21 protein-coding genes are annotated in these 25,421 nt (G+C 71.6%); 12 read left to right on the top strand and 9 right to left on the bottom strand.

Annotation, left to right across the window (positions count from 1 at the left end; translation table 11 throughout):
* Positions 1–50 precede the first annotated feature (50 nt).
* The 3 genes from AB0C12_RS23345 to AB0C12_RS23335 all read right to left on the bottom strand — a co-directional run bounded on the left by AB0C12_RS23345 (position 51) and on the right by AB0C12_RS23335 (position 1,476).
* Positions 51–323 carry a DUF6582 domain-containing protein gene (locus tag AB0C12_RS23345; protein WP_360551174.1) on the bottom strand — a complete coding sequence of 91 codons (273 nt, stop codon included), beginning with the start codon at positions 321–323 and terminating at the stop codon, positions 51–53.
* A gap of 38 nt (positions 324–361) precedes the next feature.
* Positions 362–985, bottom strand: a complete 624-nt coding sequence (locus AB0C12_RS23340) for a response regulator transcription factor (protein ID WP_360551172.1) — start codon at positions 983–985, stop codon at positions 362–364.
* A gap of 158 nt (positions 986–1,143) precedes the next feature.
* Positions 1,144–1,476 carry a hypothetical protein gene (locus AB0C12_RS23335; protein ID WP_360551170.1) on the bottom strand — a complete coding sequence of 111 codons (333 nt, stop codon included), beginning with the start codon at positions 1,474–1,476 and terminating at the stop codon, positions 1,144–1,146.
* Positions 1,477–1,897: 421 nt separating this feature from the next.
* On the opposite strand from AB0C12_RS23335, the gene AB0C12_RS23330 reads away from it, so the two are divergent.
* The 8 genes from AB0C12_RS23330 (at position 1,898) to AB0C12_RS23295 (ending at position 15,855) form a co-directional block, all read left to right on the top strand.
* Complete coding sequence (locus tag AB0C12_RS23330; RefSeq protein WP_360551168.1) at positions 1,898–4,246, top strand: BTAD domain-containing putative transcriptional regulator; 2,349 nt, start codon at positions 1,898–1,900, stop codon at positions 4,244–4,246.
* 56 nt (positions 4,247–4,302) lie between these two features.
* Positions 4,303–7,782, top strand: coding sequence for a BTAD domain-containing putative transcriptional regulator (locus tag AB0C12_RS23325; protein ID WP_360551166.1), 3,480 nt, complete (start codon positions 4,303–4,305; stop codon positions 7,780–7,782).
* Between the two features lie 251 nt (positions 7,783–8,033).
* Entirely contained in the window at positions 8,034–9,131 is a 1,098-nt protein-coding gene (locus AB0C12_RS23320) for an ABC transporter substrate-binding protein (RefSeq protein ID WP_360551164.1), read from the top strand.
* A 27-nt stretch (positions 9,132–9,158) separates the two neighbouring features.
* Entirely contained in the window at positions 9,159–11,912 is a 2,754-nt protein-coding gene (locus AB0C12_RS23315) for an AbfB domain-containing protein (RefSeq protein WP_360551162.1), read from the top strand.
* Positions 11,913–11,931: 19 nt separating this feature from the next.
* Positions 11,932–13,467, top strand: a complete 1,536-nt coding sequence (locus AB0C12_RS23310) for a sugar ABC transporter ATP-binding protein (RefSeq protein ID WP_360551160.1) — start codon at positions 11,932–11,934, stop codon at positions 13,465–13,467.
* Positions 13,457–14,425 carry an ABC transporter permease gene (locus tag AB0C12_RS23305; RefSeq protein WP_360551158.1) on the top strand — a complete coding sequence of 323 codons (969 nt, stop codon included), beginning with the start codon at positions 13,457–13,459 and terminating at the stop codon, positions 14,423–14,425. Before AB0C12_RS23310 ends, AB0C12_RS23305 begins: the two co-directional genes overlap by 11 nt.
* The gene (locus AB0C12_RS23300; protein ID WP_360551156.1) at positions 14,422–15,441 is read left to right on the top strand and encodes an ABC transporter permease; all 1,020 of its coding nucleotides are present in this window, start codon (positions 14,422–14,424) and stop codon (positions 15,439–15,441) included. The genes AB0C12_RS23305 and AB0C12_RS23300 overlap by 4 nt, the downstream gene beginning before the upstream one ends.
* 9 nt (positions 15,442–15,450) lie before the next feature.
* The gene (locus AB0C12_RS23295) at positions 15,451–15,855 is read left to right on the top strand and encodes a DUF393 domain-containing protein (RefSeq protein ID WP_360551951.1); all 405 of its coding nucleotides are present in this window, start codon (positions 15,451–15,453) and stop codon (positions 15,853–15,855) included.
* On the opposite strand, the gene AB0C12_RS23290 is transcribed toward AB0C12_RS23295, so the two are convergent.
* The 5 genes from AB0C12_RS23290 to AB0C12_RS23270 form a co-directional block, all read right to left on the bottom strand.
* The gene (locus AB0C12_RS23290) at positions 15,852–16,277 is read right to left on the bottom strand and encodes a pyridoxamine 5'-phosphate oxidase family protein (RefSeq protein WP_360551154.1); all 426 of its coding nucleotides are present in this window, start codon (positions 16,275–16,277) and stop codon (positions 15,852–15,854) included. The genes AB0C12_RS23295 and AB0C12_RS23290 overlap by 4 nt on opposite strands.
* 20 nt (positions 16,278–16,297) lie before the next feature.
* Entirely contained in the window at positions 16,298–17,020 is a 723-nt protein-coding gene (locus AB0C12_RS23285) for a zf-HC2 domain-containing protein (protein WP_360551152.1), read from the bottom strand.
* The gene (locus tag AB0C12_RS23280) at positions 17,017–17,538 is read right to left on the bottom strand and encodes a sigma-70 family RNA polymerase sigma factor (protein WP_360551150.1); all 522 of its coding nucleotides are present in this window, start codon (positions 17,536–17,538) and stop codon (positions 17,017–17,019) included. Before AB0C12_RS23280 ends, AB0C12_RS23285 begins: the two co-directional genes overlap by 4 nt.
* A 126-nt stretch (positions 17,539–17,664) precedes the next feature.
* Entirely contained in the window at positions 17,665–18,963 is a 1,299-nt protein-coding gene (locus tag AB0C12_RS23275) for a neprosin family prolyl endopeptidase (protein ID WP_360551148.1), read from the bottom strand.
* Positions 18,964–19,407: 444 nt separating this feature from the next.
* Positions 19,408–20,637: a glycosyltransferase family 4 protein gene (locus AB0C12_RS23270; protein ID WP_360551146.1), complete on the bottom strand. Its 1,230-nt coding sequence runs from the start codon at positions 20,635–20,637 to the stop codon at positions 19,408–19,410.
* 71 nt (positions 20,638–20,708) lie between these two features.
* Between AB0C12_RS23270 and AB0C12_RS23265 the strand changes: the two genes are divergently transcribed.
* The 4 genes from AB0C12_RS23265 to AB0C12_RS23250 all read left to right on the top strand — a co-directional run bounded on the left by AB0C12_RS23265 (position 20,709) and on the right by AB0C12_RS23250 (position 23,737).
* Positions 20,709–22,160 (top strand): serine/threonine-protein kinase, encoded by a 1,452-nt coding sequence (locus tag AB0C12_RS23265; protein ID WP_360551144.1) that lies wholly within the window; start codon positions 20,709–20,711, stop codon positions 22,158–22,160.
* A 384-nt stretch (positions 22,161–22,544) separates the two neighbouring features.
* Positions 22,545–23,018 carry a cysteine dioxygenase family protein gene (locus AB0C12_RS23260; protein ID WP_360551142.1) on the top strand — a complete coding sequence of 158 codons (474 nt, stop codon included), beginning with the start codon at positions 22,545–22,547 and terminating at the stop codon, positions 23,016–23,018.
* Positions 23,015–23,440, top strand: a complete 426-nt coding sequence (locus AB0C12_RS23255; protein WP_360551140.1) for a rhodanese-like domain-containing protein — start codon at positions 23,015–23,017, stop codon at positions 23,438–23,440. The genes AB0C12_RS23260 and AB0C12_RS23255 overlap by 4 nt, the downstream gene beginning before the upstream one ends.
* Before the next feature lie 60 nt (positions 23,441–23,500).
* Positions 23,501–23,737, top strand: a complete 237-nt coding sequence (locus tag AB0C12_RS23250; RefSeq protein WP_360551138.1) for a hypothetical protein — start codon at positions 23,501–23,503, stop codon at positions 23,735–23,737.
* Here the strand turns inward: AB0C12_RS23250 and AB0C12_RS23245 are convergent.
* A complete protein-coding gene (locus AB0C12_RS23245) occupies positions 23,731–25,380 on the bottom strand; it encodes an MFS transporter (RefSeq protein WP_360551136.1) in 1,650 nt (549 codons plus the stop codon). The two genes, AB0C12_RS23250 and AB0C12_RS23245, sit on opposite strands and share 7 nt — an antisense overlap.
* Positions 25,381–25,421 lie beyond the last annotated feature (41 nt).

Raw genomic sequence — 25,421 nt, 5'->3', positions numbered from 1 at the left:
CGGCAACGTTACAACCGCGGTCCAAGGTGAGAACCCCTAACGCGGGCCGTTCAGCGGCCGAACTCGCGCCAGCTCTTCTCGGTCATCTCGATGTCGTAGTGCGCGGCGGCGGCCTTGATGTTCTCGAAGGCCTGATCGCGCTCGGCGTCCGTGACGTCCTTGGTCTGGTTGAACCGAGCCATCGCGTTGCGCACGTGGTCGGCGTCGGTCAGCGGCTCCTTGCGCTTGTCCGGGAAGGCGTAGGCGCTGTCGGGGAGTTCCTTGCGGTCCGCCGCGGACAGGGTGCCGTGCTCGTCCACGGGCTTCCAGGTCTTCTTGGCCATGCCGGTGCAATACCCCGCCGGCCCGGCCGGGAAAACGATCAGATCATTCCGCTGCGCAGCGCGTACGCGACAGCGTGCGACCGGTTGCGCAGCTTCAGCCGGTGGGTCAACCCGTAGATCACGTTCTTCACCGTGCGCTCCGAGTAGCACAGCTCGCCGGCGATCTCGCTGGTGTCGAAGCCGTCGGCCATCAGGCGCAGGACGTCGATCTCGCGGGGGGTCAGACCGGAGGCGTTCAGGCCGTGCGGGGTCAGCACGTCGCGCTGCAGACGCTCGATGTGCTTGAGCAGCTCGCCGACCAGGTTGGGGGGCATCACGCCACCGCCGGAGGCCGCCGCCAGCACGCTGTGGGCGAGACGCTCGGCCGTGACCGCCGCCCGGGGCAGCACCGCCACCACCCGGCACTCGACCGCGGTGAGCAGTTCCGTCTCGTTGATCTCGTTGGTGACCAGCACCACCGGTACCCCGGTCTCGGCCGCCGAGCGCCGCAGCATGGCGATCACGTCGGTGCTGAGCCGGTCGGTCGACACGACCAGCACCGTGGCGTCGGCCCGGTCGGCGGCGCGAAGCAGGGTGAGCTCCGGCCGGGACTGAAGAAAACTGGCGAGCCCCGCGTGGCTGAGCGGGTCCATCGCCTGCAGGGCGACCCGAACCTGGTCCACTGCTACCTCCGGTTGATCGGTACGGCCGGGGGCAAGTCTCCGGAAGGGGTCTTCAGAAAATCTTCACGCGACCTTCATGGCCGCCGATCCGCCGTGAAGATGGTCAGATCGACGCAGCTCATTGCCGATCTCTTAACCAGGCTCTCGATCCGAACCGGTTAATCCCGCGGGGCGCTCGCCCGCCGCAGCGCCTCGATGTAGATGGGCAACTCGATTGCCGCACGCTCTAATTGACCGGGCGCCAATTGGTCGGCGAATACCGCGTCGACGACATCCTGCACCAGTTCCTCGGGCAGTTCGTCCACCCGCTGGGCGGGCAGTTGCTGCCAGATCCGGATGACCCGCAGGCGCGCGCGGATCTGGGCCAGGGTGCATTCCAGGCCGGCGATGGCCGCATCCGCGCGGACCGCGTCCAGGACCAGCCGGCCCTCGGCGGCGAGGTGCAGAAACAGCTCCCCGGCGAACGGCAGGGGAGGTGGGGTCCCGCTCATCTGGCCTCCTCGCCCGGGTTGCCGGCCGGCTCGCGGACAGTGCCGCCGGCCCGCACATCGCAGCGAGTCCATCAGCAGCGCGCTCCCGGCGGAACCTCACGCACCTGGAAGTGCCCTGACCCACCAGTAACATTGCCCAGCCGCCCGTCACCGATTACGGACCGTCAACAACCGGACGCGGAGCAGCCGGAATGCGTAATGCTTTCGTCACGCAAAGAAGGCAAGTAGCGAATATCACTTGCGGAGATATGCTGCCCCTGCGCGCGGCGGATCTGCACTCTTGCGCGCATTCGCTAGGAATGGTGGCACAGCAGCGGTATCAGGACCCCGATGAGGGACATCGGTTTGCGGTGAACGAAAGCTTGCATGTTCAACTGACGACCTGTTGGCAGCGATCCCACGACGACGAGGTTGGGCAGCCATGACGGCAGAGCACGAAGGTCTGGACCTTCGCCTGCTGGGACCCGTACGCGCGTGGCGGGACGAGACGGAGCTCCCGCTGGGCTCGGCGCGCCGTGCCGCGGTGCTGGCCGTGCTGGCTCTGCACGCCGGTCACGCGGTCTCCCGCCAGCAGCTCATCACCGCACTGTGGGGTGAGGAGCCCCCCGCGAGCGCGGTCGGCAACGTCTACACGTACGTCTCGACGCTGCGCCAGGTGCTCGAGCCGGGACGCGACCGCTGGGCCGCCGGGCAGTTGCTCACCTCCGGCGGCGGCACGTACTGCCTGCACGTCCGCAAGCAGGACGTGGACGTGTTCCGCTTCGAGGCGCTGCGCGAGGAGAGCCGGCGCCACCGGGCCGCCGGTGACCGCTTCGCCGAGCTGGCGGCCCTGGAGGCGGCCATGCGGCTGTGGCAGGGCGAGGCGCTGTCCGGCGTGCCCGGCCCGTACGCCGCCGCCCAGCGCCTGCGCCTGACCGAGTTGCGGCTGGCCAGCGCCGAACGCCACGCCGCCCTGCTGCTGGATCTGGGACGGCACGAGGAGGCCATCGCCGCGCTGCGGTTGCTCGTACAGGCGTACCCGTTGCAGGAAGCCCTGCACGGGATGCTGATGACCGCCCTGCACGCCGGTGGTCGCCGGGCCGAGGCGTTGCAGGTGCACGACCATCTGAGCCGGGTGCTGCTGGAGGAGACAGGCACCGAGCCCAGCGCCGCGTTGCGGGCCATGCGGCTGCGCATCCTCACCGGCACCAACGAGTTGTCCACACCGGCTCGCAGCGCCGGGCCGCCGACCGCGCCCGCCGAGGCGGCGACACTGGTCGGCCGGGACGCCGAGATCCGCCTGCTGCGCCGGGCCGGCACCGACGCGGCCGCCGGCCGGGGCCGCAGCATCCGGATCGAGGGCACCCCCGGCATGGGCAAGTCGGCGCTGCTCGGCGCGGCCCTGCGCACCGGGCTGCCGGCCGGTTGCCGCATCGGCTGGGGCATCGGTGACGAGCTGGCCCAGCGGATGCCGCTCGGGGTGCTGCTCGAGTGCGTCGAGTCCGCGATGTCCGGCGACGCCACCCGCGACCTGGTACGGCAGCTGTTCACGGTCGCCGCCGACGCGCTCGACGGGCCGCGGCCGCAGACCGTGGAGCGGGCGGTGACCCTGGTCCGGCAGGCGGCTGCCGAGGCTCCGCTGATCCTGGTGGCCGACGATCTGCAGCGGGCGGACACCACCACGTTGCAGGTCTGGGCGGCCCTGCACGAGCTGACCCGGGAGCTGCCGCTGCTGCTCGTCGCCTCGGCCCGGCCCGGCGCGGCGGGGCTCGACGAGGTGCCCGCCGACGAAATCCTCACCCTCGAGCCGCTGACCGCCGACGAGGCCACCGCGCTGGTCCGCGCGGTCGCGCCCGAGCCGTTCGACCCGCGCACGCTGCGCCGGCTGCTGAGCGACGCCGGCGGCAACCCGTACTACCTGCGCCACCTCGCCGCGACCCGGCGCGACGACGCCGCCTACCGGGGCGCGCCGCCGGCCGAGCTGGTGGCCGCGGTGGACGCGCACCTGGCCACGCTCGGCGAGGAGACCCGGCACCTGCTGCGGGCGGCCGCGTTCCTGGGTGACCACTGCACCGTGGCCGAGGCCGCCGCCGTCACCGACCACCCGCCCGCGGAGCTCCAGCGGGTGCTGCGGCCGGCCCGGGCCGCGGGTGTGCTCACCGACGACCCCGACACCCTGGTCTTCCGGCACCGGATCGTGGCCCGGGTGCTGCACGAGAGCACCCCGGCGGCGTTGCGGATCATGCTGCACCGGTCCTTCGCCGAGAAGATCGCCCAGGTCGGCGGGGCTCCGGAGCGGGTCGTCAGCCAGCTGCTGGCCGGCCCGGTGCCGCTGGACAGCAGCGCCAGCCGGTGGCTGGCCGAGCACATCGAGCAGCTCTCGGCGCGGGCCCCGCAGGTGGCGATCAGCATGCTCAAGCGCGTACGCACGGAGTACGCCCTGGACGAGGAGACCCGGCTCGGCCTGACCGCCTGGCTGGCCCGCCTGCTCGACCGCCAGCGCGAGAACGCGGTCGCCGAGGCCGGCTGGGTCGCCGCGCGCACCACGGATGTGCGGCTCGAGGCCGAGATGCAGTGGATCATGGCGTGCAGTCACGACCGGCAGGGTGAGCACGTCGCCGCGGCCGACGTGGCCCGGGCCGTGCTGAGTGCGCGCCGGCTGCCGGACCCGTGGCTGCACCGGTTCCGCTCGCTCATCGACCGGCTCCGGCCGCACCTGCCGGGCGAGCCGACCGCGCCGCATCTCAGCCGGACGGCCCTGCTGGGTGACAGAGTTTCTGTTATCCGTTGAGCAGCCCGTGGTCTCCTCGGAGTGAGGCACGCTCCCGCGGCGGAAACGGAGGAGAGATGCCGGATCCTGCGTACGAGCAGCTCCGCGTCTCCGTCCTGGGCCCGCTGCGCGCCTGGTACGGCGACCAGGAGCTCACCCTCGGCCCGGCCCGCCAGCGAGCGCTGTTCGCGGTGCTGGTCGCGGACGCCAACCGCCTGGTCAGCCGGGACGAGATCATCGAGGCGGTGTGGGGAGCCGCCGCGCCCGCCACGGCACCCGGCAGCGTCTACACCTACATCTCCGGCCTGCGCCGGGTGCTCGCCGGTGGCCCGGAGCGCCCGCCGGCAGCCGAGGTCCTGACCTCCGGCCCGGCCGGCTACTCGCTGCGTATCCCGGCCGGGCACCTGGACAGCGACCGGTTCGCCGAGCTCTGCACCCGGGCCGAGGAGTTGCAGGCGGGCGGCGACCCGGGGGCCGCGGCGTGCGTGCTCGACGAGGCCCTGGAGCTGTGGCACGGCGACGCGTACGCGGGCATCTCCGGCGACCGCATCGAGCTGGAGCGGACCCGCCTGGCCGAGCAGCGCCTGGCGGCCGTGGAGCGGCGGGCCCGCATCGCGATGGAGCTGGGCGACGACGGCCTGATCGCCGAGCTCGCCGGGCTGGTCCGTGCCCATCCCCTGCACGAGCCGCTGCACGAGTTGCTGATCCAGGCGCTGTATCGGGCCGGCCGCGGCGCCGAGGCGCTGGAGGCGTTCCAGGCCGCTCGCCGGGTGCTGGTGGCCGAGCTGGGCGTCGAGCCGGGCCCCGCGCTGCGCGAGCTGCAACGCCGGGTGCTGGACGGCTCGATGGCCGCGACCGAGCCGCCCGCGTTGCCGGCGGCGGTGGTGCCCATCCAGATCGCGCGGGCGATCCGCGACGGGCTGACCGACCGGCCGCTGGTGGGCCGCGGCGACGAGGTCGAGCTGCTGCGCGGCCTGGTCCGGGCGGCGGCGCAGGGCACCGGAGCGGCGGTGTGGATCGAGGGTGAGCCGGGCATCGGCAAGACCGAGGTGCTGACCCGCGCCCTCTCCGACGCCGACGAGGCCGGCTGCGGCCTCTTCTGGGGTGTGGCCGGCGAGCTCGACCGGCACACGCCGCTGCAGGTCGTCACGCGCGCGTTGGGTCTCGCTCCGACGTCGGAGGATCCCCGGCGCGCCACCATCGCCACCGAGCTGCACGCGCCCGGCAGCGGTGAGAACGACGATGCCGGGCCGGCCATCGCGGCCGAACGGGTGCTCGCCTACCTGCGGGCCGCCTGCGCGATCACGCCGATCGTGCTGGTCGTGGACGACATGCAGTGGGCCGACGAGGCCAGCGTGCTGCTCTGGGACCGGCTGGTCGCGGCGACCCGGCACATGCCGCTGCTGCTGGTCGCGGCGGCCCGGCCGGAGCCCAACGGGCGCGAGCTGGCCCAGTTGCGCCGCGGCGTGCGGCTGCGCGAGGGGCACGTGCTGAGCCTGGGGCCGCTGCCCGCCGAGGCGACCGAGGAGCTCGTCGCCGCGGTGGTCGGCGCCCCGGTCGGCCCGCACCTGCGCGCGGTGGCCGGCCGTTCGGGGGGCAACCCGCTCTTCGCCCGGGAGACGGCGGTGGCGCTGATCCGCCGGGGCGCGGTACGGATCGTGGACGGCCGGGCCGACATCGACGGGTCGGTGCCGGTGGAGGTGCCGGGATCGCTGCTCGCCGTGGTGCGGTCCACGCTGGACTTCCTCACCGACGACACGCAGGAGGTGCTGCGGCTGGCGGCCCTGCTGGGCACCGAGTTCGCCGTCGACGACGTCATCGCGGTGACCGGGCGGCCGCCGTTCAGCCTGATGGCGAACCTCGAGGAGGCGCTGGCCGCCACGGTCGTGGTGGACGCGGGTACCGAGCTGGCGTTCCGGCACCCGTTCCTGCGCGAGGCGCTGTACGCGAGCATTCCGCACGCCACCCGCTCCCAGCTGCACCGCCAGACCGCCGAGGTGCTGGCCCGCGGGGGCAGCCCGGTGACCAGGGTCGCCGAGCAGCTCGCGGCGGAGACGCCGGTGCTCGACGCGTGGGTGGTCGGCTGGCTCACCGAGCACCACGCCGAGGTGGTCAAGCGGGTGCCGCGGACGGCCCGGGAGCTGATCAGGCAGGTGCTCGCCACCGGCCTGCCCGGCGCCCAGCAGCGGGAGACCCTGCTCGTCGCCCTGGTGAAGCTCGAGTTCCGGGAGGGCAGCTACCCGCTCGCCGAGGCCCGCGAGGCGCTGGCGACCGTGACCGACCCGGGCGACCGGGCCGAGATGCGGCAGCTGCTGGCGGCCATGCGGTTCCGCCAGGGTGCCCCTGGCGAGGCGATCGACCTGCTCACCGGCGCGGTCGACGACCCGGCCACCCCGGACATCTGGCGGACCCGGCATCGGGTGCTGCTGGCCAACTTCCACCGCGGCCCGCTGGACGACCTGGACCGGGCGGACCGGACAGCCCGGCAGGTGCACGACGAGGCGGTGGCGGCGGGACAGCCGTACGAGGCCGCCTTCGCCCTGCAGACGACGTGGCTGACCAACTCGATCCGCCGCGACCATGAACGCGCGCTGGAGTACGTCGACCGCGCGCTGGAGATCATGCGGGACCATCCGACGTTCGCCGGCATGTACTTCGACCTGCTGGACAACCGGATGTTCACGCTGCAGAACCTGGACCGGCTGGACGAGGCGGAGCGGACCCTGCGCGAGGCCGCCCTGTTCGCCATCCGGCACCGGCTGCCGGCCACCCTCCAGGTCGCCTCCGCGGTGCAGTACTACTGGCTGGGCCGGTGGGACGACGCGACGGCCGAGGTCGGCGCGGTCACCGACGACGCACCCGGGATCACCTTCCTGGGCATGCGGGAGCCGGGCGCGGTGGGGATGCTCCTGCACGGCGTCGCGGCGCTGATCGCCGGTCACCGGGAGGACCGGAGTCTGGCCACCGCGCACCTGGACGCGGCCAACGCGCTGCCCGTGACCGACGCCGAGCGGGAGAGCTGCGATTTCCTGCTGGTGGCCCGGGCCCTGGTGGCGGAGCAGCAGGACCGGCCCGCCGACGCCCTGCGAGAGCTCGCGCCCCTGCTGACCCCCGAGTACGCCCCGATGATGCTGCGCCACCAGTGGCTGCCCGACGCACTGCGCCTGGCTCTGAGCGTCGGACGCCGGGACATCGCCGAGCAGGCCGCCGCGATCTGCGCCGCCGAGGCGGCCAAGGAGGTACGCCCGGCGCGTGCGTTCGCGGCGTCCGCTCGTTGCCGCGCGTTGCTGGCCGAGGATCCGGAGCCGGCGCTGGCAGCGGCCGAGCACTACCGGTCGGTGGGGCGGGTGCCGGAGCTGGCCGCCGCTCTGGAGGACGCGGCGGTGCTGCTGGCCGCGAACCGCCGCCCGCACGAGGCCGCTGCCACCGGCGGTGAGGCGGCCGAGTTCTACACCGTGCTGGGCGCGCGCTGGGACCTGCGCCGCACCCGGGCCCGGCTGTTGGAATACGGCGTGGAACCGGCCCGCGGCACGTCGCGCACGGCCACTGTCCGCTGAGGATCCCGCGCATCGGCCCATCGCCGAGCGCCAATGTCCAAATGTGAGCGGTAACAAATCCGCCATAGCGCGCTACGCAAGGTAGCAGTAGGCGTCTGAGCTGCACTTTAGCGGATCTCCGGGCCAATCTCGACGGTGTGCTGCGTTCGGTTCTGGGGGTTTGTGGCCATGACCTTGACAGGAAAAGTTTGATAGTGCGTGAATGTGTTTCCAGATAGTAAATCCTCGATGCCACCCTTGAAGGAGTTCCCATGACCGGTATGTCCGGACACTGGAGACCCGCGCTTCTTTCCCTCAGCACCGCCCTGGTCGTGCTCGCCGGCGCGGGCGCGTGCGCGAAGTCCGAGGACGGCGACACACCCGCCGCCGGTGGTGCCGCCAACTCCGCCGGCGCCCAGGTCGCGCAGTCCGCCGCGGCCGGCGTACCGACGTGCACGCTGGAGCAGTTCGGCGGCACCAAGGTGGACCTGAAGACGGCCAAGATCGGCTTCTCGCAGTCGGAGAAGGAGGCCAACCCGTTCCGGATCGCCGAGACCCAGTCCATCCGGGACGAGGCGGCCAAGCTCGGCATCCCCAAGACCAACCTGCAGACCACCAACGCCAACTCGCAGTTCAACAAGCAGATCAGCGACGTCGAGCAGATGATCGACTCGGGGGTGCAGCTGCTGATCATCGCCCCGCTGAACTCCGACGGCTGGGACTCGGTCTTCGCCAAGGCCTCGGCCAAGAAGATCCCGATCATCACCATCGACCGCAAGATCAACGCCACGCCCTGCAAGGACTACCTGACGTTCATCGGGTCGAACTTCGAGGAGCAGGGCAAGCGCGCCGCCGACAAGATGGCCGCCGCGCTGGGCAACAAGGGCCAGGTGGCGATCCTGCTCGGCGCGCCCGGCAACAACGTGACCACGCTGCGCACCAAGGGTTTCAAGGACCAGATCGCCAAGGTCGCCCCCGACATCAAGCTGGTGTTCGAACAGACCGGCCAGTTCTCCCGCGAGGAGGGCCAGAAGGTCGCCGAGCAGCTGCTGCAGTCCAAGTCGGACATCAACGGCATCTACGCGGAGAACGACGAGATGGGCCTCGGCGCCGAGATCGCGCTCAAGGGCGCCGGCAAGAAGCCCGGCGACGTCAAGATCGTCTCCATCGACGGCACCAAGGGCGCGGTCCAGGGCATCGCCGACGGCTGGTTCTCCGCCGTCATCGAGTCCAACCCGCGCTTCGGCCCGCTGGCCTTCGAGACCGCCACCAAGTTCTTCAACGGCGAGCCGATTCCCGCGGACATCATCATCTCCGACCGCGAGTACGACGAGAGCAACGCCAAGACGGACCTCGCCAGCGCCTACTGAGTCACCCTCTCCCCCAGGAGTGCTCACATGACCGTTCCCCGCCCCCGGACCTGGCGACGCCTCGTCGCCATGACCACCGCCACCCTGACCGCTTCCGCCGGCGCACTGATCGCCACCACCGCTCCGGCCGCGGCCTTCGTCCCCAAGACACCCCCGCTGACGACCCCGTGGACCAACCAGGTCTCGACCACCAACCCGCTGCCGGAATACCCCCGCCCGCAGCTGACCCGGCCCGACTGGCAGAGCCTGAACGGCATCTGGCAGTTCGCCGGGGCATCCAACATCAACACGCCACCGGTGAACACGACACTGGGCGAAGAGGTGCTTGTTCCGTACCCCATCGAGAGCGCTCTCTCGGGGATCATGCGCCACGAGAACTACATGTACTACCGCAGAACGTTCACCGTTCCGGCCGGCTGGTCCGGCCGGAACGTGAACCTCAACTTCGGTGCCGTGGACTGGCAGTCCAAGGTCTGGGTGAACGGCACGCTGCTCGGCACCCACGAGGGCGGCTACGACAAGTTCTCCTACGACGTCACCAGCGCGCTGCGGTCCGGCGCCAACGAGGTCATCGTCGGCGTCTACGACCCGACCGACGGCCAGGACATTCCGGTCGGCAAGCAGCGCACCAACCGCGGTGGCATCTGGTACACGCCGTCGTCGGGGATCTGGCAGACCGTCTGGCTCGAGCCGACCAACCCGGCCCGGATCACCCGGCTCGACACCACCCCGAACGTCTCCGCCGGCGCGCTCGACCTGGTGGTGCAGGCGGCCAACGCGAGCGGCCAGGCGGTCACCGCGCAGGTGCTCACCGGCGGCACGGTGGTCGGCACGGCCACCGGTACGGTCGGCGCGTCCCTGCGGATCCCGGTTCCCAACGCCCACTTGTGGACCCCGGACGACCCGTTCCTGTACGACCTGCGGGTCACCCTCGCGTCCGGTGACGTGGTCGGCGGCTACTTCGGCATGCGCTCACTGGGCAAGGCCATGCTCGGCGGCACCCTGCGCCCGACGCTGAACGGCAAGTTCGTCTTCCAGCTCGGCACCCTGGACCAGGGCTACTGGCCGGACGGGCTCTACACCGCACCCACCGACGCCGCGCTGCGCTTCGACCTCGAACAACAGAAGTCGCTCGGGTTCAACATGGTCCGCAAGCACATCAAGGTGGAGAACGACCGCTGGTTCTACCACGCGGACCGGCTCGGCCTGATGGTCTGGCAGGACATGCCGGCGCTGGCCAGCGGCCGGGAGCCCTCGACGGCCGGGCGCACCCGGTACGAGAAGGAACTCAAGGAGATGATCGACGAGCACAAGGGCATCACGTCGATCGTCCAGTGGGTGCCGTTCAACGAGGGCTGGGGCGAGTACGACGCCGGCCGCATCGCCGACCTGGTCAAGAGCTGGGACTCCACCCGGCTGGTGAACCACAACTCCGGCTCCAACTGCTGCGACTCCGACCCGGACCCGGGCAACGGGGACGTGATCGACGACCACATGTACGTCGGCCCGGGCATCACCCGGCCCCCGACAGCCACCCGGATCGCGGTCAACGGCGAGTACGGCGGCCTCGGCCTGCGCGTGCCCAACCACGAGTGGCCGACCGCGGGCAAGTTCGCGTACGAGTGGCTGCCCGACACCAACGCCCTGACCAATCGGTACGTGCAGATCACCGGCAAGCTGGCCGACCTGATCTCCACCAACGGCCTGTCGGGGTCCGTCTACACCGAACCGACCGACGTCGAGGAGGAGCTCAACGGCTTCTTCACCTACGACCGGCAGATCCAGAAGATGAACTTCGCCGCGGTCCGGGCGGTTCATCAGCGGGTGCTCGGCGCGGCGACCGGCACCACCCTGCCGACCGGCCGGCTCGCGTCGCTGCGGGTCACCACTCCGGGCTTCACCGACCGCTACCTGCGGCACGCGGGCGGCGCCGCCGTCACCTCGGTGATCGGCGCGGGCAGTTCCACCGGGGACAAGCAGGACGCGACGTTCTGGGTCCGCCCCGGGCTCTCCAACAGCGCCTGCTACTCGTTCGAGTCCCGCAACTTCCCGGGCCAGTACCTGCGGCACCGGGGATACCGGGTCTACCGGGAGGCGAGCAACGGCGGCACGTTCAACGCGGACGCCACGTTCTGTGCCCGGCCCGGCCTGTCCGGCGGCGGCACATCGCTGGAGTCGGCCAACATGGCCGGCTACTTCATGCGGCACCGCAACTCCGAGGTGTGGATGGACCAGAACACCGGTGGCTCCTTCACCAACGACGCGACCTGGACCGTGAGCAACCCGCTGTGGCGCAGTGGCGCGGACCTGGCCGTCGGGCAGAACCGGTCGTTCCGGGTCACCACCGCCGGCTACGACAACCGCTACCTGCGGCACCGGGACTCGCTGGCGCGTACCGACGTGATCAGCGCGAGCAGTGCGCTCGTCGACCGGCAGGACGCCACCTTCACCGTGCGCGCCGGGCTGGCCGACAGCACCTGCTACACGTTCGAGTCGGTCAACTTCCCGGGCCGCTACCTGCGGCACGCCAACTACCGGGTGCAGACGGCGGCGAACGACAACACGACCACGTTCGCGCAGGACGCCACCTTCTGCGCCCAGCCGGGCCTGGCGGGGGGCAGCGGGAACGTGTCGCTGGAGTCGTACAACTACGTCGGCTACCACTGGCGGCACTACGCGGAGGCCGTCTACATCGCCACCAACGGCGGCGGCAACACCTGGGACAACCCGGGCAGCTACGCCGCCGACGCCACCTGGAACAACGCCGCCCCGCTGGGGTAGCGCGAAAGTGAGTGGATCCATGGCACTGCTGGAAGTCGTCGATGTCGCCAAGGAGTTCCCGGGCGTACGCGCCCTGGACGGGGTCTCCTTCGCTCTCCGGCCGGGCGAGGTGCACGCCCTGGTCGGGGAGAACGGCGCCGGTAAGTCCACCTTGATCAAGGTGCTGACCGGCGTCTACCAACCGGACGGGGGCGAGCTGCGCTACCGCGACGAGCCGGCCCGGTTCGGTACACCGATGGACGCCCAGCGGGCCGGGATCTCCACGATCTACCAGGAGGTCAACCTCATCCCGTTGATGAGCGTGGCCCACAACCTCTTCCTCGGCCGCGAGCCGCGCACCCGGCTCGGGCTGCTGGACGAGGCACGGATGTATCGCGAGGCCGGCGAGATCCTGCACCGGTACGGCGTCACCACCGACGTCCGCCGCCAGCTCGGCACCCTCGCCCTGGGCGCGCAGCAGATGGTCGCCCTGGCCCGGGCCGTGATGATCGACGCCAAGGTCGTCATCATGGACGAACCCACCTCGTCGCTGGAACCCCGCGAGGTGGAGACCCTGTTCGGGGTCATCCGGGAGCTGCACGCCCAGGGCATCGGGATCGTCTACGTCAGCCACCGCCTCGACGAGCTGTACCGGATCTGTGACACCGTGACGATCCTGCGCGACGGCCGGGTGGTGCACACCGGCAAGCTCGCCGAGCTGGAACGCATCCGGCTGGTCTCGCTCATGCTGGGCCGGGACATGTCCGCCGTCCGCCGCGAGGGTTTCACCGGGTTCGCCGGCGAGCACGCCACCGCGGCGGACGCGGCCCCGGTGCTGGAGGTCGCCGGCCTGACCAGCCGGCGCAAACTGCACGACATCAGCTTCGCCGTCCGGCCCGGCGAGGTGGTCGGGCTGGGCGGCCTGCTGGGCGCCGGGCGCAGCGAGACGATCAAGGCGATCGGCGGGGCGTACCCGGTGGACAGCGGCCGCGTCACGGTCGGCGGCCAGGAGCTGAAGCGGCCGACCACCGTACGGGCGGTACGGGCCGGCATCGCGACGCAGCCCGAGGACCGCAAGGCGGAGGGCATCGTGGCCGGGCTGTCCGTCCGGGAGAACATCGCGCTCGCGGTGCTGCCCCGGCTGAGCGCGTTCGGCCTGGTCTCGGACCGCAAGATCGACGAGGTCGTCCGCACCTACATGGACCGGTTGCGGATCAAGGCGTCCAGCCCGGACCAGCGGGTCGGCGACCTGTCCGGCGGCAACCAGCAGAAGGTGCTGCTCGCCCGGCTCCTGGCCACCCGGCCACGGGTGCTGCTGCTGGACGAGCCGACCCGCGGCATCGACGTCGGCGCCAAGGCCGAGGTCCAGTCGCTCATCGACGAGCTGGCCGGTGAGGGCCTCGGCGTGGTGCTGGTCTCCTCCGACGCGGAGGAGCTGATCGAGGGCGCCGACCGGGTGGTGGTGCTGCGTGACGGCGCGGTCGTCGGCGAGCTGCGCGACGCGGACGTCACCACCGAGGCGCTGCTGGAGACGATCGCCGCCGCGGCGGTAGTGGAGGCCTCCGATGACGAGTGAGTCAGTGGCCACCCGGCCCGGAATCGACCTCGCCCGGATCCGGGCCTGGCTGCCGGCGTACGGCGTCTACGCGGCGATCGTGCTGCTGGTGCTCTACAACGTGGCGTTCACACCGAACTTCCTGGCCTGGAGCAACCTGCGCATCCAGCTGATCCAGGTCGCCCCGGTGGTCATCGTGGCGCTCGGCATGGCGCTGGTCATCGGCACCGAGGGCATCGACCTGTCGGTCGGCTCGGTGATGGCGCTGGCCGCCGCGCTCATCCCGCTCTACCTCGGTTACGGCGTGGTCGCGGCGATCCTGATCTCGCTGATCGCCGGTGTCCTGGTCGGGCTGGTCAACGGCACGCTGGTCGCCCGGGTCGGACTGCAACCGATCGTGGCCACCCTCGCCCTGTTCGTCGGCGGCCGGGGGCTGGCCCTGGTCATCTCCGGCGGCCAGCTCAAGGACATCCGCAACGACGACCTGATCTTCCTCGGCTCGGGCGACTTCCTCGGCCTGCCGATGCTGGTCTGGATCGCCGCGCTGCTGGTGCTGGTCGTCGCGTTCATCGTGCGGCGCACGGTCTTCGGCCGGCGGCTGCTGGCCATCGGCGGCAACCGGCCGGCCACCGAGCTGGCCGGCGTGCCGGTCAAGCGGGTGCTGATCACCGTGTACGTGATCTGCTCGGTGCTCGCCTCGATCGCCGGTCTGCTCGCGGTCGCCCGTATCCAGTCCAGCGACGCCTCCGCGGTCGGCCTGCTCATCGAGCTCTCCGCGATCACCGCCGTGGTCGTCGGCGGCACCCCGCTGACCGGCGGCCGGGTCCGGGTCCTGGGCACCGTGGCCGGCGCGCTGCTCATGCAGCTGGTGGTGGCCACGATGATCAAGCACAACCTGCCGTCGTCCAGCACCGAGATGGTGCAGGCGGCCATCATCCTCATCGCCGTGTACGCCGCCCGAGAGAGGAAGGCCCGGTGACTCCCATCGTGTCGGACCCCGAGGCCCCCGCGGCCGCCGTCGCCGCCGACGTCCGCCGGGCCGAACGCACCGACCGCATCGTCAGCCTGGTCCAGCGCCAGGGCGCTCTGGCCGTGCTGGTCGTGGTCGTGCTGGTCGCCGCGGCCTCGTTCCCGAACTTCCGCAGCTTCGACAACGCCGCCACCGTGCTGGTGGCGGCCGCCCCGCTCGCGCTGATCGCGCTCGGCATGACGTTCGTGATCATCACCGGGGGCATCGACCTGTCGGTCGGCTCGCTGTACGTGCTGGGCGGGGTCGTCTCGGCGTACGCGTCACAGTGGGGTCTGCTGCCGGCGTTCCTGGCCCCGTTGGTCGTCTGCGGGCTGGTCGGCGTGCTGAACGGGATCCTGATCGCCTACACCAGGATGGCGCCGTTCATCGTCACGCTCGCGGCCCTGCTCGGCGCGCGCGGGCTGATGCGGGCGATCAGCGACGAGGGCTCCACGACGTACCTGGTCAAGAGCGACGCCGTCCGCAGCTTCGGCACCGGCTCGTTCCTCGGCATCGGCTACCCGGTCTGGCTGGTCGTGGTGGTCTTCGCGCTCGGCATGATCCTGCTGGCCCGTACCCGCTTCGGCCACGCGGTCTACGCGGTCGGCGGCAGCGAGGACGCGGCCGCGCTGATGGGCATCGCGGTACGCCGCACCAAGGTCTGGGTCTACGTCATGTCCGGACTGCTCGCCGGTCTGGCCGGGGCGATCAACGCGGCCAAGCTGGGCTCCGGCGTCACGGTGCTGGGCATCGGCCTGGAGCTGGACGCGATCGCCGCCGTGGTCATCGGCGGCACCCTGCTGACCGGCGGCGCGGGCACCATCACCGGCACCATCGCGGGCGTGCTGCTGCTCGGCGTGATCCAGAACATGATCAACCAGGTCGGCAACGTCCCGAGCAGCTACCAGCAGCTCATCAGCGGCGCGTTCCTCGCGGTGGTGGTGGTCGCCCAGACCTACCTGGCCAGGTTGCGCCGGGTGACCTGAGACAATGGGATCATGAAGCCCACCTTCGTGTACGACGGCGACTGCTCGTTCTGCACCAGCTGCGCGCAGTTCATCGAACGCCGCATTCCGTCGCACGCCACCGTGGTGCCGTGGCAGTTCGCCGACCTCGATCAGCTGGGCCTGACGCTCGAGCAGGTCGAGGAGGCGGTGCAGTGGGTCGGCCCCGACGGCACGATCGCCTCGGGCCCGGACGCGATCGCCCTGCTGCTGCGCGACGCGGGCCGCCTGTGGGAGGTCCCGGGACGCGCGCTGCAGTTGAAGCCGGTCGGCCTGCTGGCGTGGCCGGCGTACCGCTGGGTCGCGGGCCATCGCCACCTGCTGCCCGGCGGCACCGCGGCCTGCTCACTCCCCCAGGCCCAGCGCGACAAGCTCTACGGCACGGCCCTCGGCTAGTAGGCGTAGCGGCGGACCGACTCCGGGTGGATGACGACGCGCAGCTGGTCACCGGACAGCAGCGCGGCCAGGTCGGCGGCCCGGGTCGGGTCGTCCAGGTCCCAGTAGCGGGCAGCGAGGCGGGAGGCCAGGTCGTGCGCGCCGTCGGTCTCCACCGTGGTGCGGCCGGCGACGGACACCCAGCGCTCGCGCTCGCCGACCGGGGCGGCGACGACGATCGAGGCGCGCGGGTCGCGGCGCAGGCGGCGCACCTTCAGCGACTCCGGCTCGGTGAAGAACTGGACCGTCCCGTCCGCGGTGGCCTCGAACCACACCGGCCGGGGCTCCGGTGGCACGTTTCCGGCGGCCACGGTCAGGAAGCCGTGCAGCGGGCGGGCGAGGAACTCGAGGTCCTCGGCGGTCAGGCTCGATGAAGTGCTCATGAGGCGATTCAACCGCATCCTCAGTTGAGGTGGGCGGTGCCCAGCACGTGTCCATCGTGGTCGGCCACCGCGACCGCGCTCACGTTGCGCAGCTGGATCGAGCTGGCCCCGGTGACCTTCGCCCGGCCGCTGGGGGTCGGACCCCAGATCGCGGCCTGCTCGACCGTGCCGTCGGCCCGGCTCACCCGGCACACGAACGGGCCCTGGCCGCGCAACTGCTCCACGGTCAGGTCGATCGAGACTCCCCAGGTCTTGCCGGTGAGCACCGCCTGACCGGCGAGGCCACTGCCGTCCTCCGCCTCGAAGACAGCGGTGACCGCGGGCTGGCCCGGGCCCCGGCTCTGGCTCGGCGCGGCGATCGGCGGCCCGGCCGGCGGGTCCTGGTCCCGGGTGGCGATCACCCCGACGCCCACGGCCACAACCAGCACGGCCGCGGCCACAGCGGCCAGCCGCCGGCCGGTGGCCCGCCGGCGTTCGCGGGCCCGCTCGGCCCGCATCCGGGCCAGCAGGCTCTCGACCCGCGCGGGGCTCGGCCGGCTGCCCGCCGGCACCGTGACCGGCAGCGCGTTCTCCAGGGACCGGAGCAGTTCCGGTACGCGCGCCAGCCGATCCAGCTCGGCCCGGCACTCGTCGCAGCGCAACAGGTGCGCGTCGAGCCGGTCGGTGTCGGCGTCGTCGAGCCCGCCCAGCAGGTAACCGCCGAGCAACCGCCGCAGCTCATCGTGTTCCTGGTCGGGGTTCATCGCAGCACCCCCATCTCCTCGAACGCCTGCCGCAACGCCCGCACCGCGTAGTAGGCGCGCGACTTGACCGTGCCCTCGGGCACCGACAGCTGCCGGGCGGCGTCGGCCACGGTCTGTCCCTCGTAGTACATGGCCTGGACCACCGCACGGTGGTCGGCGGAGAGCCGTTCCAGCGCCTCGGCGACCAGCCAGCCCTCGACGAGCTGGTCGACGTTGTCGGCCGACGGCACCGACGCGACCGCGGCGTCGTCGGCGACCAGGTGCGGGCGGCGCTGCTCGGCCCGCCAGGCGTTGGTGACCACGTTGCGGGCGATGGTGAGCAGGTAGGAGCGGGTCCGGCCGGGGTCCGGGTCGAGGTGGTCGATGTGCCGCCAGGCCCGCAGCAGCGTCTCCTGGACCAGGTCCTCCGCCTTGTGCCGGTCGCGCACGTACCGCGAGATGAAGCTGAGCAGCACCGCGTAGTGCTCGGTGTAGAGCGCGGTCATCAGCTCCTCGTCGGGACTCACCCGTCGCCTCATCCGCTGCCCCCTCGTCGGCCCACCACCCCGTTGTACCCCGGGCCCGGGTGGCCGGTTCGATCAGCACCGACAAAAGCGCCCGGCCCTCCCACAGTGGGGAGGACCGGGCGCCTAGGCGCTACGGTGTCAGCACTTCACGAGCGGCTGGGGCGGGGCGTCGGGGTCCTTCGGGTCCTTCACCAGCGGGTATTCCGGGCCGCCGTAACGGAACGTCGTCGGGGTGCGCAGGCTCCCGGTCCACGGGGTCCAGTACGGCTCGTCGGGCTTCTCGATCTGCACGGGCGGCAGCGTGATCTCGGGTTCTGTCTTGTACTTGGGCCGCATGTCCAGATCGAACCCGACCGTCGGGCCCTTGGTCATGCTGATGCTGCCGATCCGCGCCGCGTCGCCGTCGCTGGCCGGCTTGCCGTTGCCCATCTGGGTGCACGGAGTGAGGCTGGGCGACGCCACCTCACCGAACCACTGGGCCAGACCGGCCCGGGTGAACCGGCCCTCCCAGTTTTTGTCATGGAAGTAGCCGATGTACTCCGAGTTGTAGGCGATCCACCAGGCGTTGCCGTCGTGCATGATGCCGAACCGCTTCGAGGTGCCGACCGGCAGGGTGTCACCGGGCTTGACCGTCTTGTGGATCTGGGTCCACTCGCAGGCGTTGTAGCACCTGGCAACTCCGTCCTTCCAGTAGAAGACGAAGAGGTGCGGGTCGTCGTCGCCGTTGACCGAGCGGTCCACGGTCCAGCCGACCTCGACGGTCTGCTTGCTGTCGGCGGAGCGCACCGCCAGCTCGGCCAGCGTGTGGTAGTCACCGTCGACCAGCTTGGGCTTCTCGATGGTCAGGTTGGCCCAGGTGCCGTCGGTCTCGCCGGTCTGGGCGCCGACCGCGTAGTGGAAGTTGACCACGCGGTCCGCGGCGGCCGCGGCCTTGACCGTGCCCACGGTCGGCGGGGTGGGCGGCACGACGGTGGTGCGCGCCGACTTCAGGAAGGCGCCGTTCGGGCCTTGGCCGCCCTTGGGGGCGTACTCACGCGTCGGGGTCACCGCACCGCTCGTGTCCGCGGGGGCCGCGTCCGCACCGGCGGCCGCGACGGCTTTGCTGCTGGCGCCGGCCTTGGCCTGCTTGAGCCGCTTGGGCTTGGCGCCCCAGGGCAGCAGCTTCGGCGGCGTGAGGATGGCCTCGCCCGCCGCGGGGGCCTCCGGCGCGGCCTCAGTGGTCGCCGGCGCAGTCTCGGCGGTCACCGGCGCTGCTTCGGGCGCGGTCTCGGCGGGCTCCGGCGCGGTCTCGGTGGTCGCCGGTGCGACGGCGGCCGCGGGCGCCTCGGCCTCGGTCGTCTCCTCAGCACTGGCGTTCAGGGTCCAGACCGTACCCATCGTGCCGACAACGGCTACGGCTAGGCCGGCGGCGAGCAAACCGCGGCGTGAGTTCGACACGTGTCCGTCCTCGTTGTTCGGGGGGCTCGGAGGCGGTGGGCGAAGAACCTCCGGCACCGGCTCTCAGCGGCGGAGCTGACCATATAACGTTCTGAATACCCGCCGCCCCCGTCGAACGGCTTTCCGCCTGAACGGCTGAGTCCGATCGCCGATCCGGTGAAACATCGGCCGAGTTCATCCACGGTGTGTGTTCGCGCCGTTGCTCAGGGGCAGGTTTCTGGCAACCGTTCTGAAAGAAGCAAAGCACCGCGAGGCTCTTTCGGGTATCGCGCCACCGAGCGCCGTTCCCGCAGCACCCGAAACCGAACGGCGAAATACACCCTCTGTCCTGAGTCACGGTCGGTAAACGTGAATACCGATTTCAAGATCGCTTTTCCCGGTGCCGGAGAATGACTCTAACCACCGCCCCGGATATAGGGCATGAATACCATCTGCCCGGTTTTGCTACTGGTGCTGGCGATCATGTCCAATTTGCTGGGCGGCCGGGCCGGGCACCGCCGCGCCGCGGCTCGCCGCCAGCTCGGCGAAGAGCCCCTCCCAGACCCCACGCACGGTGCTCATCGAATACCGGCTGCTGTCCGCGCGGGCGGCGGCGCCCATGGCCCGGCGCCCGGCCGGGTCCTCGATCAGCCGCATCATGCCCTCGGCCAGCGCGTCGATGTCCTCCGGCGGCACCAGCAGCCCGTTGCGGCCGTGATCGATGATCTCGCGCGGACCGGTCGGGCAGTCGAAGGCGACGGCCGGCACGCCGGCGGTGGCCGCCTCCAGCAGCACCATCGGCAGCCCCTCGAAGCGGGAACTGAGCACGTACCCCGACGCGGCCGCGAGCTCCTCGTCGAGGCGCCGGCTGGGCCCTTCGAGCCGTACCCGGCCGGTCAGGCCCAGCTCCTCGATCTGCGCGGCGAGCTGTTCCCGCTTGGCGCCGTAGCCGAAGATCCGCAGCTGCCAGTCCGGGTGCCGGGCCGCGACCGGGGCGTACGCCGGGATCAGCAGGTCGAAACCCTTCTGCCGGACCAGCCGGCCGGCCGCGACCAGCACCTTGCTCTCCAACGCCGCCGGCGGCAGCGGCCACGGCGGGATGCCGTTGGGGATCCGCACCACCCGCACCGCGCTGTCGCCCAGCGCCGCCCGGTAGGTGTCGCGGTCGTGCTCGGTCAGCACCGCCACGGCGTCGAGCCGCGGATAGGCCCGCAGGATCGCCGCTCGCAGCCGCGGCTTGTAGGTCTCCAGGTTCATGTGGTCCTGGGCGATCCGGATGAGCCGGCGCGGCCCGAACCAGGCCGACAGCAGATTGTGCGCGGGACGCGTGGTGATCAGCACACCGTCCCGGGAGGACCGGAAGTACCGGACGATCGTCAGGTCGACCTGCGGGTCCCAGCGGCGGTAGCGGGAGTCGTGCCGGTGCGGCAACGGGTTCTTGAAGCGCCGGGCCTTGTTGAACAGGCGGCTCTTCTGCCCAGGCCGGTCACTGCGGCGGTCGCCGGACTCGCGCAACTCGGTCAGGGGCACCAGCCGGACCCGGGGGTCCAGGGCGAAGACGGTTTTTTCCCCCGTGCGGTACACGCTGGCGATCTCGACCTCGTGCGTCTCGCACAGCGCGTTGGCCTGATTGAAGACGCTACGGATCGTGCCGCCGCCGCCATAGGCGTTGTGCAGCAGGTACCGGATTTTCACGTCAGCAACGTAGCAACGATCGCAAAATGTTTCGGACCCGTCCGCGGACCGTCCCGCACCGAATCACCGCCATGGACGTTGCGCGGGAGCTGATCGCCGGCCGCTACCGGCTGCTGGAGATCATCGGCGCCGGCGGCATGGGCCGCGTGTGGCTCGCCGACGACGAGCTGCTGCGCCGCCGGGTCGCCGTCAAGGAGATCGCCACGCCGGCCGACGTGAGCACCGCGCAGATGCTCGACGCCCAGCTCACCACGATGCGCGAGGCCCGGGCGGCGGCCCGGCTGGAGCATCCCGGCGTGGTCGGCGTCTACGACTTGGTGTGGCGCCCGGACCGCTCGTGGATCGTCATGGAGTACGTCGAGTCGCGATCGCTGGACGCCGTGCTGCGCGAGGGCCCGCTGCCGCACCGCGAGGCTGCCCGGATCGGCCTGGGCGTGCTCGCCGCGCTGCGGGCCGCGCACGCGTCCGGTGTGCTGCACCGCGACGTCAAGCCGCACAACGTCCTGCTCGCCACCGACGGCCGGGTGGTGCTCACCGACTTCGGTCTGGCCAAGATCAGGGGTGCCGAGCAGGGCGCCGAGCCGTTGCTGGGCTCGCCGTACTTCGTCGCGCCCGAGCGGCTGCGCGGCGACGACGCCGGCGAAGCAGCCGACCTGTGGTCGCTGGGCGCCACGCTCTACGCCGCGGTGGAGGGTCAGGCGCCGTTCCAGCGCTCGACCACGACCGCCTCGCTGACCGCGCTGCTGACCGAGCCACCCGACCCCGCCCGCTTCCCCGGCCCGTTGACCCCGATCATCGACCGGTTGCTGCACAAGGATCCGGCTCAGCGGTTGCCGGCGGCCGACGCCCAGGCCCGGCTCCAGCGGGTGGCCGACCGCGCGGTCGGCGTCTTCCCGATGCGGGTCCCGCGGCAGCGCACGCCGGCTCCGCCCGGGACGTCCGCGCTGGGCATGGCGATGATCCTCGATCGGATGAGCCCGGACCGGCCGGTCCGCGACCGCGTCGCCCGCAGCACCAAGGTCGCCCTCGTCGCGGCCGCCGTGCTGCTGGTCGGCACCACCGGCACAGCGCTGGCCCTCGACCACCGGCCCGGCACCGCCCCGGTCGCCGATGCGGGCACCGGCACGACGGCCGGACCGCTCGCGATCTGCGCGCCCGGCGGGCCGGCGGTCACCGGCAGTTCCCTGGCCCGGGGGTACGCGGTCCCGGCCGGCTGGCTCTGGCACGCGGACCCGAGCGGCTTCGACGTGGCGGTGCCCCGGGACTGGACCCGTTCCCAGGACGGCACCGCCGCCTGTTTCCGCGATCCTGGGGGCAGCCGCGCGTTACGGGTGGACGCCACAGCCCGGCTGACCGGCCCACCCCTGACCCACTGGCAGAGCCAGGAGCGGGAGGCGCTCGCCGCCGGGACTTCTGCCGGGTTATCAGCGCGTGGCGGTGAACGCGGCGTGGGAGTTCACCTGGCAGCCCGACGGCGAACCGGTACGCCGGCACGAGCGCCGCGTACTGCTGTCGATGAGTAACGGGCGCGCGTACCTGGTGGAGTGGACGACCCCCGAGGGCGACTGGGCGGGCAGTGAGCCGTACCTGCGGCTGGTCCTCGCCAGCCTCTCCTGACCTCGGTTCCCGCATGGTGGTACAGGTTTGATTTGTGTCCGGGTGGCCGACCACGATGGGCGCATGCAGCGGCAGGGCATTCCCCTCACGGCCCGCCGGGTGATCGACCTGGCGCGGTGCGCCAGCGCGCGCTGTCCCCGCTGATCTGCGCTTTTCGCGCCCCCTGAGCGACACCTTTCCGGCCTGAGGGCCAGTTTCCAGGTTCTTCCCGCGCGTCGTCCACTCCCGGCCGTACTGTGGCGGTAAACCTATAGAACTGATAGGCAATATATGCAAAGCGAGGAGCTGCAGTGACCGTCGTCGACATCCGCCTCGACCATCTCGCCACCGCCACCCGGTACGCCGCCGACCCGGACTCCTGGCCCGTCGCGCCCCGCTTCAACGCGGTCGACCGGTGGTACCACCGGCTGGCCCAGGAACCGGACCACGAGGTGTGGCTGCTGACCTGGCTACCCGGGCAGGGCACGGACCTGCACGACCACGGTGGCTCGGCCGGCGCGTTCTACGTCTGCTCCGGGTTCCTCACCGAGGACACCGTCGCCACGGGCGCGGACGGCTCGCCCCGGATCAGCGCCCGCGAGCTGGGCGAGGGCGCCGGCCGCCGGTTCGGCACCCGGCACATCCACCGGATCACCAACCGCTCCAACCGGCCCGCGATCAGCATCCACGCGTACGGCCCGGCCCTGACCACCATGACGCGCTACCGGATCGGTGCCGCCGGGCTGGACGTCGTCACCGTCGAGCGAGCCGGAGCCCAGTGGTGAGCACTCCCCTGCTGCGCAGCGCACCCGCCTTCGCCCCTGCCCCCGAGGGCGCCCGGAGCATCGACGAGCTGCTGGCCGGCGCCCGGGCCCGACTGGTCCGGCTCGGCCCGCACGAGACGTACCGGGCCGTGGGCCGGGGCGCCGTACTGGTGGACATCCGCCCGGCTGCCCAGCGGGCTGAGCACGGCGAGATCCCCGGCGCGGTCATCATCGAGCGCAACGTGCTGGAATGGCGCCTCGACCCCCGCAGCGACGCCCGGCTGTCCTTCACCCGCTACGACCTCGAGGTCATCGTGACCTGCCAGGAGGGCTACACGAGCAGCCTGGCCGCGGCGGCACTGCAGGATCTCGGCCTGCTGCGGGCGACCGATCTCGACGGCGGCTTCAAGGCCTGGCAGGCGGCCGGGCTCCCGACGATCTGAGCCCCAGAGGTACGGCTAGCACGGTGTCCCGGCGCCACCGGCGCTCCTAGCGTCGAGGACATGAAGCGAATCGGCGTCGTCCTCCTGTGGATCATCGGACTCTTCTTCGTGGCGCGGGCGGTGGCGGAACCGTTCGTCATCGACCTGACGGACCCGGCGACGTACCACCTGGACTGGGGCGGCCCGCATCTGGCCGGGGTGCTCGCCGTCCACTGCGGCCCGGGCATCGTGGCGGCGGCGCTGATGGTGCGGTCACTCATCAGGCGTCGCCGCCCGGCCGTGGCCGCCCGTCAGTGACCGTCCTCCGGTCGCGCGTGCCGGGGTAGCAGGAACGACAGCCCGAACGCGAGCATCAGCAGCGCCAGCGCCACCAGCAGGCTGCGCTCGGTGGTGTCCTGGAAGCCGGCGTGCACCGCCTGTTCGGCGTACCCTCCGATCTCCGGCGCGACCGCCCCCGGCGCCGCGCGGCACGACGCGGGCTGCACCGCCGGATCCTCCTCGGCCGCCCGGTCGCGCAGGCAGGCGCGGATGCCGGTGACGGCCGCCGGCTGAGCCTCGGCCGGCACGGCCGCCGCGGTCAGCGCCGGCCGCAGTCCCGCCGCGTCGACGTGGTCAGCGACCGCGCCGGGCAGCAGTCCGAAGAAGACAGTGCCGAGCACCGCGATGCCGAACGCGCCGCCGAGCTGCTGCACCGAGGTGAGCGCACCGGACGCCGAGCCGGTCTCCTCGTCGTCGACCCCGGCCAGCACGATGTTGAAGAACGGCGCCATCGCCAGGCCCATGCCCGCGCCCAGCGGGATCAGCGCGGGGATCAGCAGCCAGGGAGTGATCTCAGCGCCCGCCAGCCGCACGGTGACCGCCACCGCGACCGTGCCGAGCGCCATGATCACGGTCCCGATCAGCAGCAGCTTGCGGCCGAGCCGTTCGCTGAGTCCCGCACCGGCCACGATGAATCCGGCGACCGTGCCGAGCGCCTGCGGCAGCGTGGTGAGGCCGGCCTTGAGCGGCGAGTAGCCGAGCCCGATCTGCAGATAGAGCGTGAAGATCAGTCCGGTGCCGATCAAAGCGGCGAAGAAGACCAGACCCAGCAGCAGGCCGCTGGTGAACGCCCGCTTGCGGAACAGCGTCGGGGTCACCAGCGCGTCCAGGCCGCGGCGTTCGCGACGGGACTCGTAGACGCCGAACAGGCCGAACAGGGCGACACCCAGCGCCAGCATGACGAAGATCCAGACCGGCCAGTCCAGCTCGCGCCCCTGCACCAGCGGATAGAGCAGCAGGAACGCCGCGACCGCGGCGAGCAGCACACCGGCCACGTCCAGCCGGGGACGGCGCTCGCTGCGGAACTCGGGCAGGAACTTGACCGCGCCGAGCACGGCGAAGACGCCGAGCGGCAGGTTGATCAGGAAGATCATCCGCCAGCCGGTGCCGAAGTAGTCCGCGTCGACCAGCCAGCCGGCCAGGATCGGGCCGCCGACCGCGCCCAGGCCCATCACCGGGCCGAACGCGCCGAACGCCTTGGCCTGCTCCGCCGGGGCGAACATCTGTTTGATCATGCCCAGGCCCTGCGGCAGCATGACCGCCCCGAACAAGCCCTGGACCGCACGGGCCCCGATCAGCACGCCGGGCGAGAAGGCGAGTGCGCAGACCAGCGAGGCGAGCGTGAAGCCGACGGCGCCGATGACGAACATCCGGCGCCGGCCGTAGATGTCACCGAGCCGGCCGCCGGTGAGCAGCCCGATGGCCATGGACAGGGTGTACGCCGCACCGAGCCACTGGATCAAACTGAGCGAGCCGCCCAGCTCGGCCCGGATCACCGGCCCGGCGATCGTGGTGACCAGCGAGTCGAGCAGGTCCATCACCTCGACGGCGAGGATCACGAACAACGCGACCCAGCGCCATCGGTACGGAGTCTCAGCGGCTTTCTCCAGCACAGCTTGCACGGCGTCCCCCCGGAACGGTGTTCGTTTTTGTCGAACACCGT

The organism is Actinoplanes sp. NPDC048967 (assembly GCF_040649415.1).
In the GTDB taxonomy this organism is placed as follows: Bacteria; Actinomycetota; Actinomycetes; order Mycobacteriales; family Micromonosporaceae; genus Actinoplanes.
This window is presented reverse-complemented; position numbering and strand designations above follow the sequence as displayed.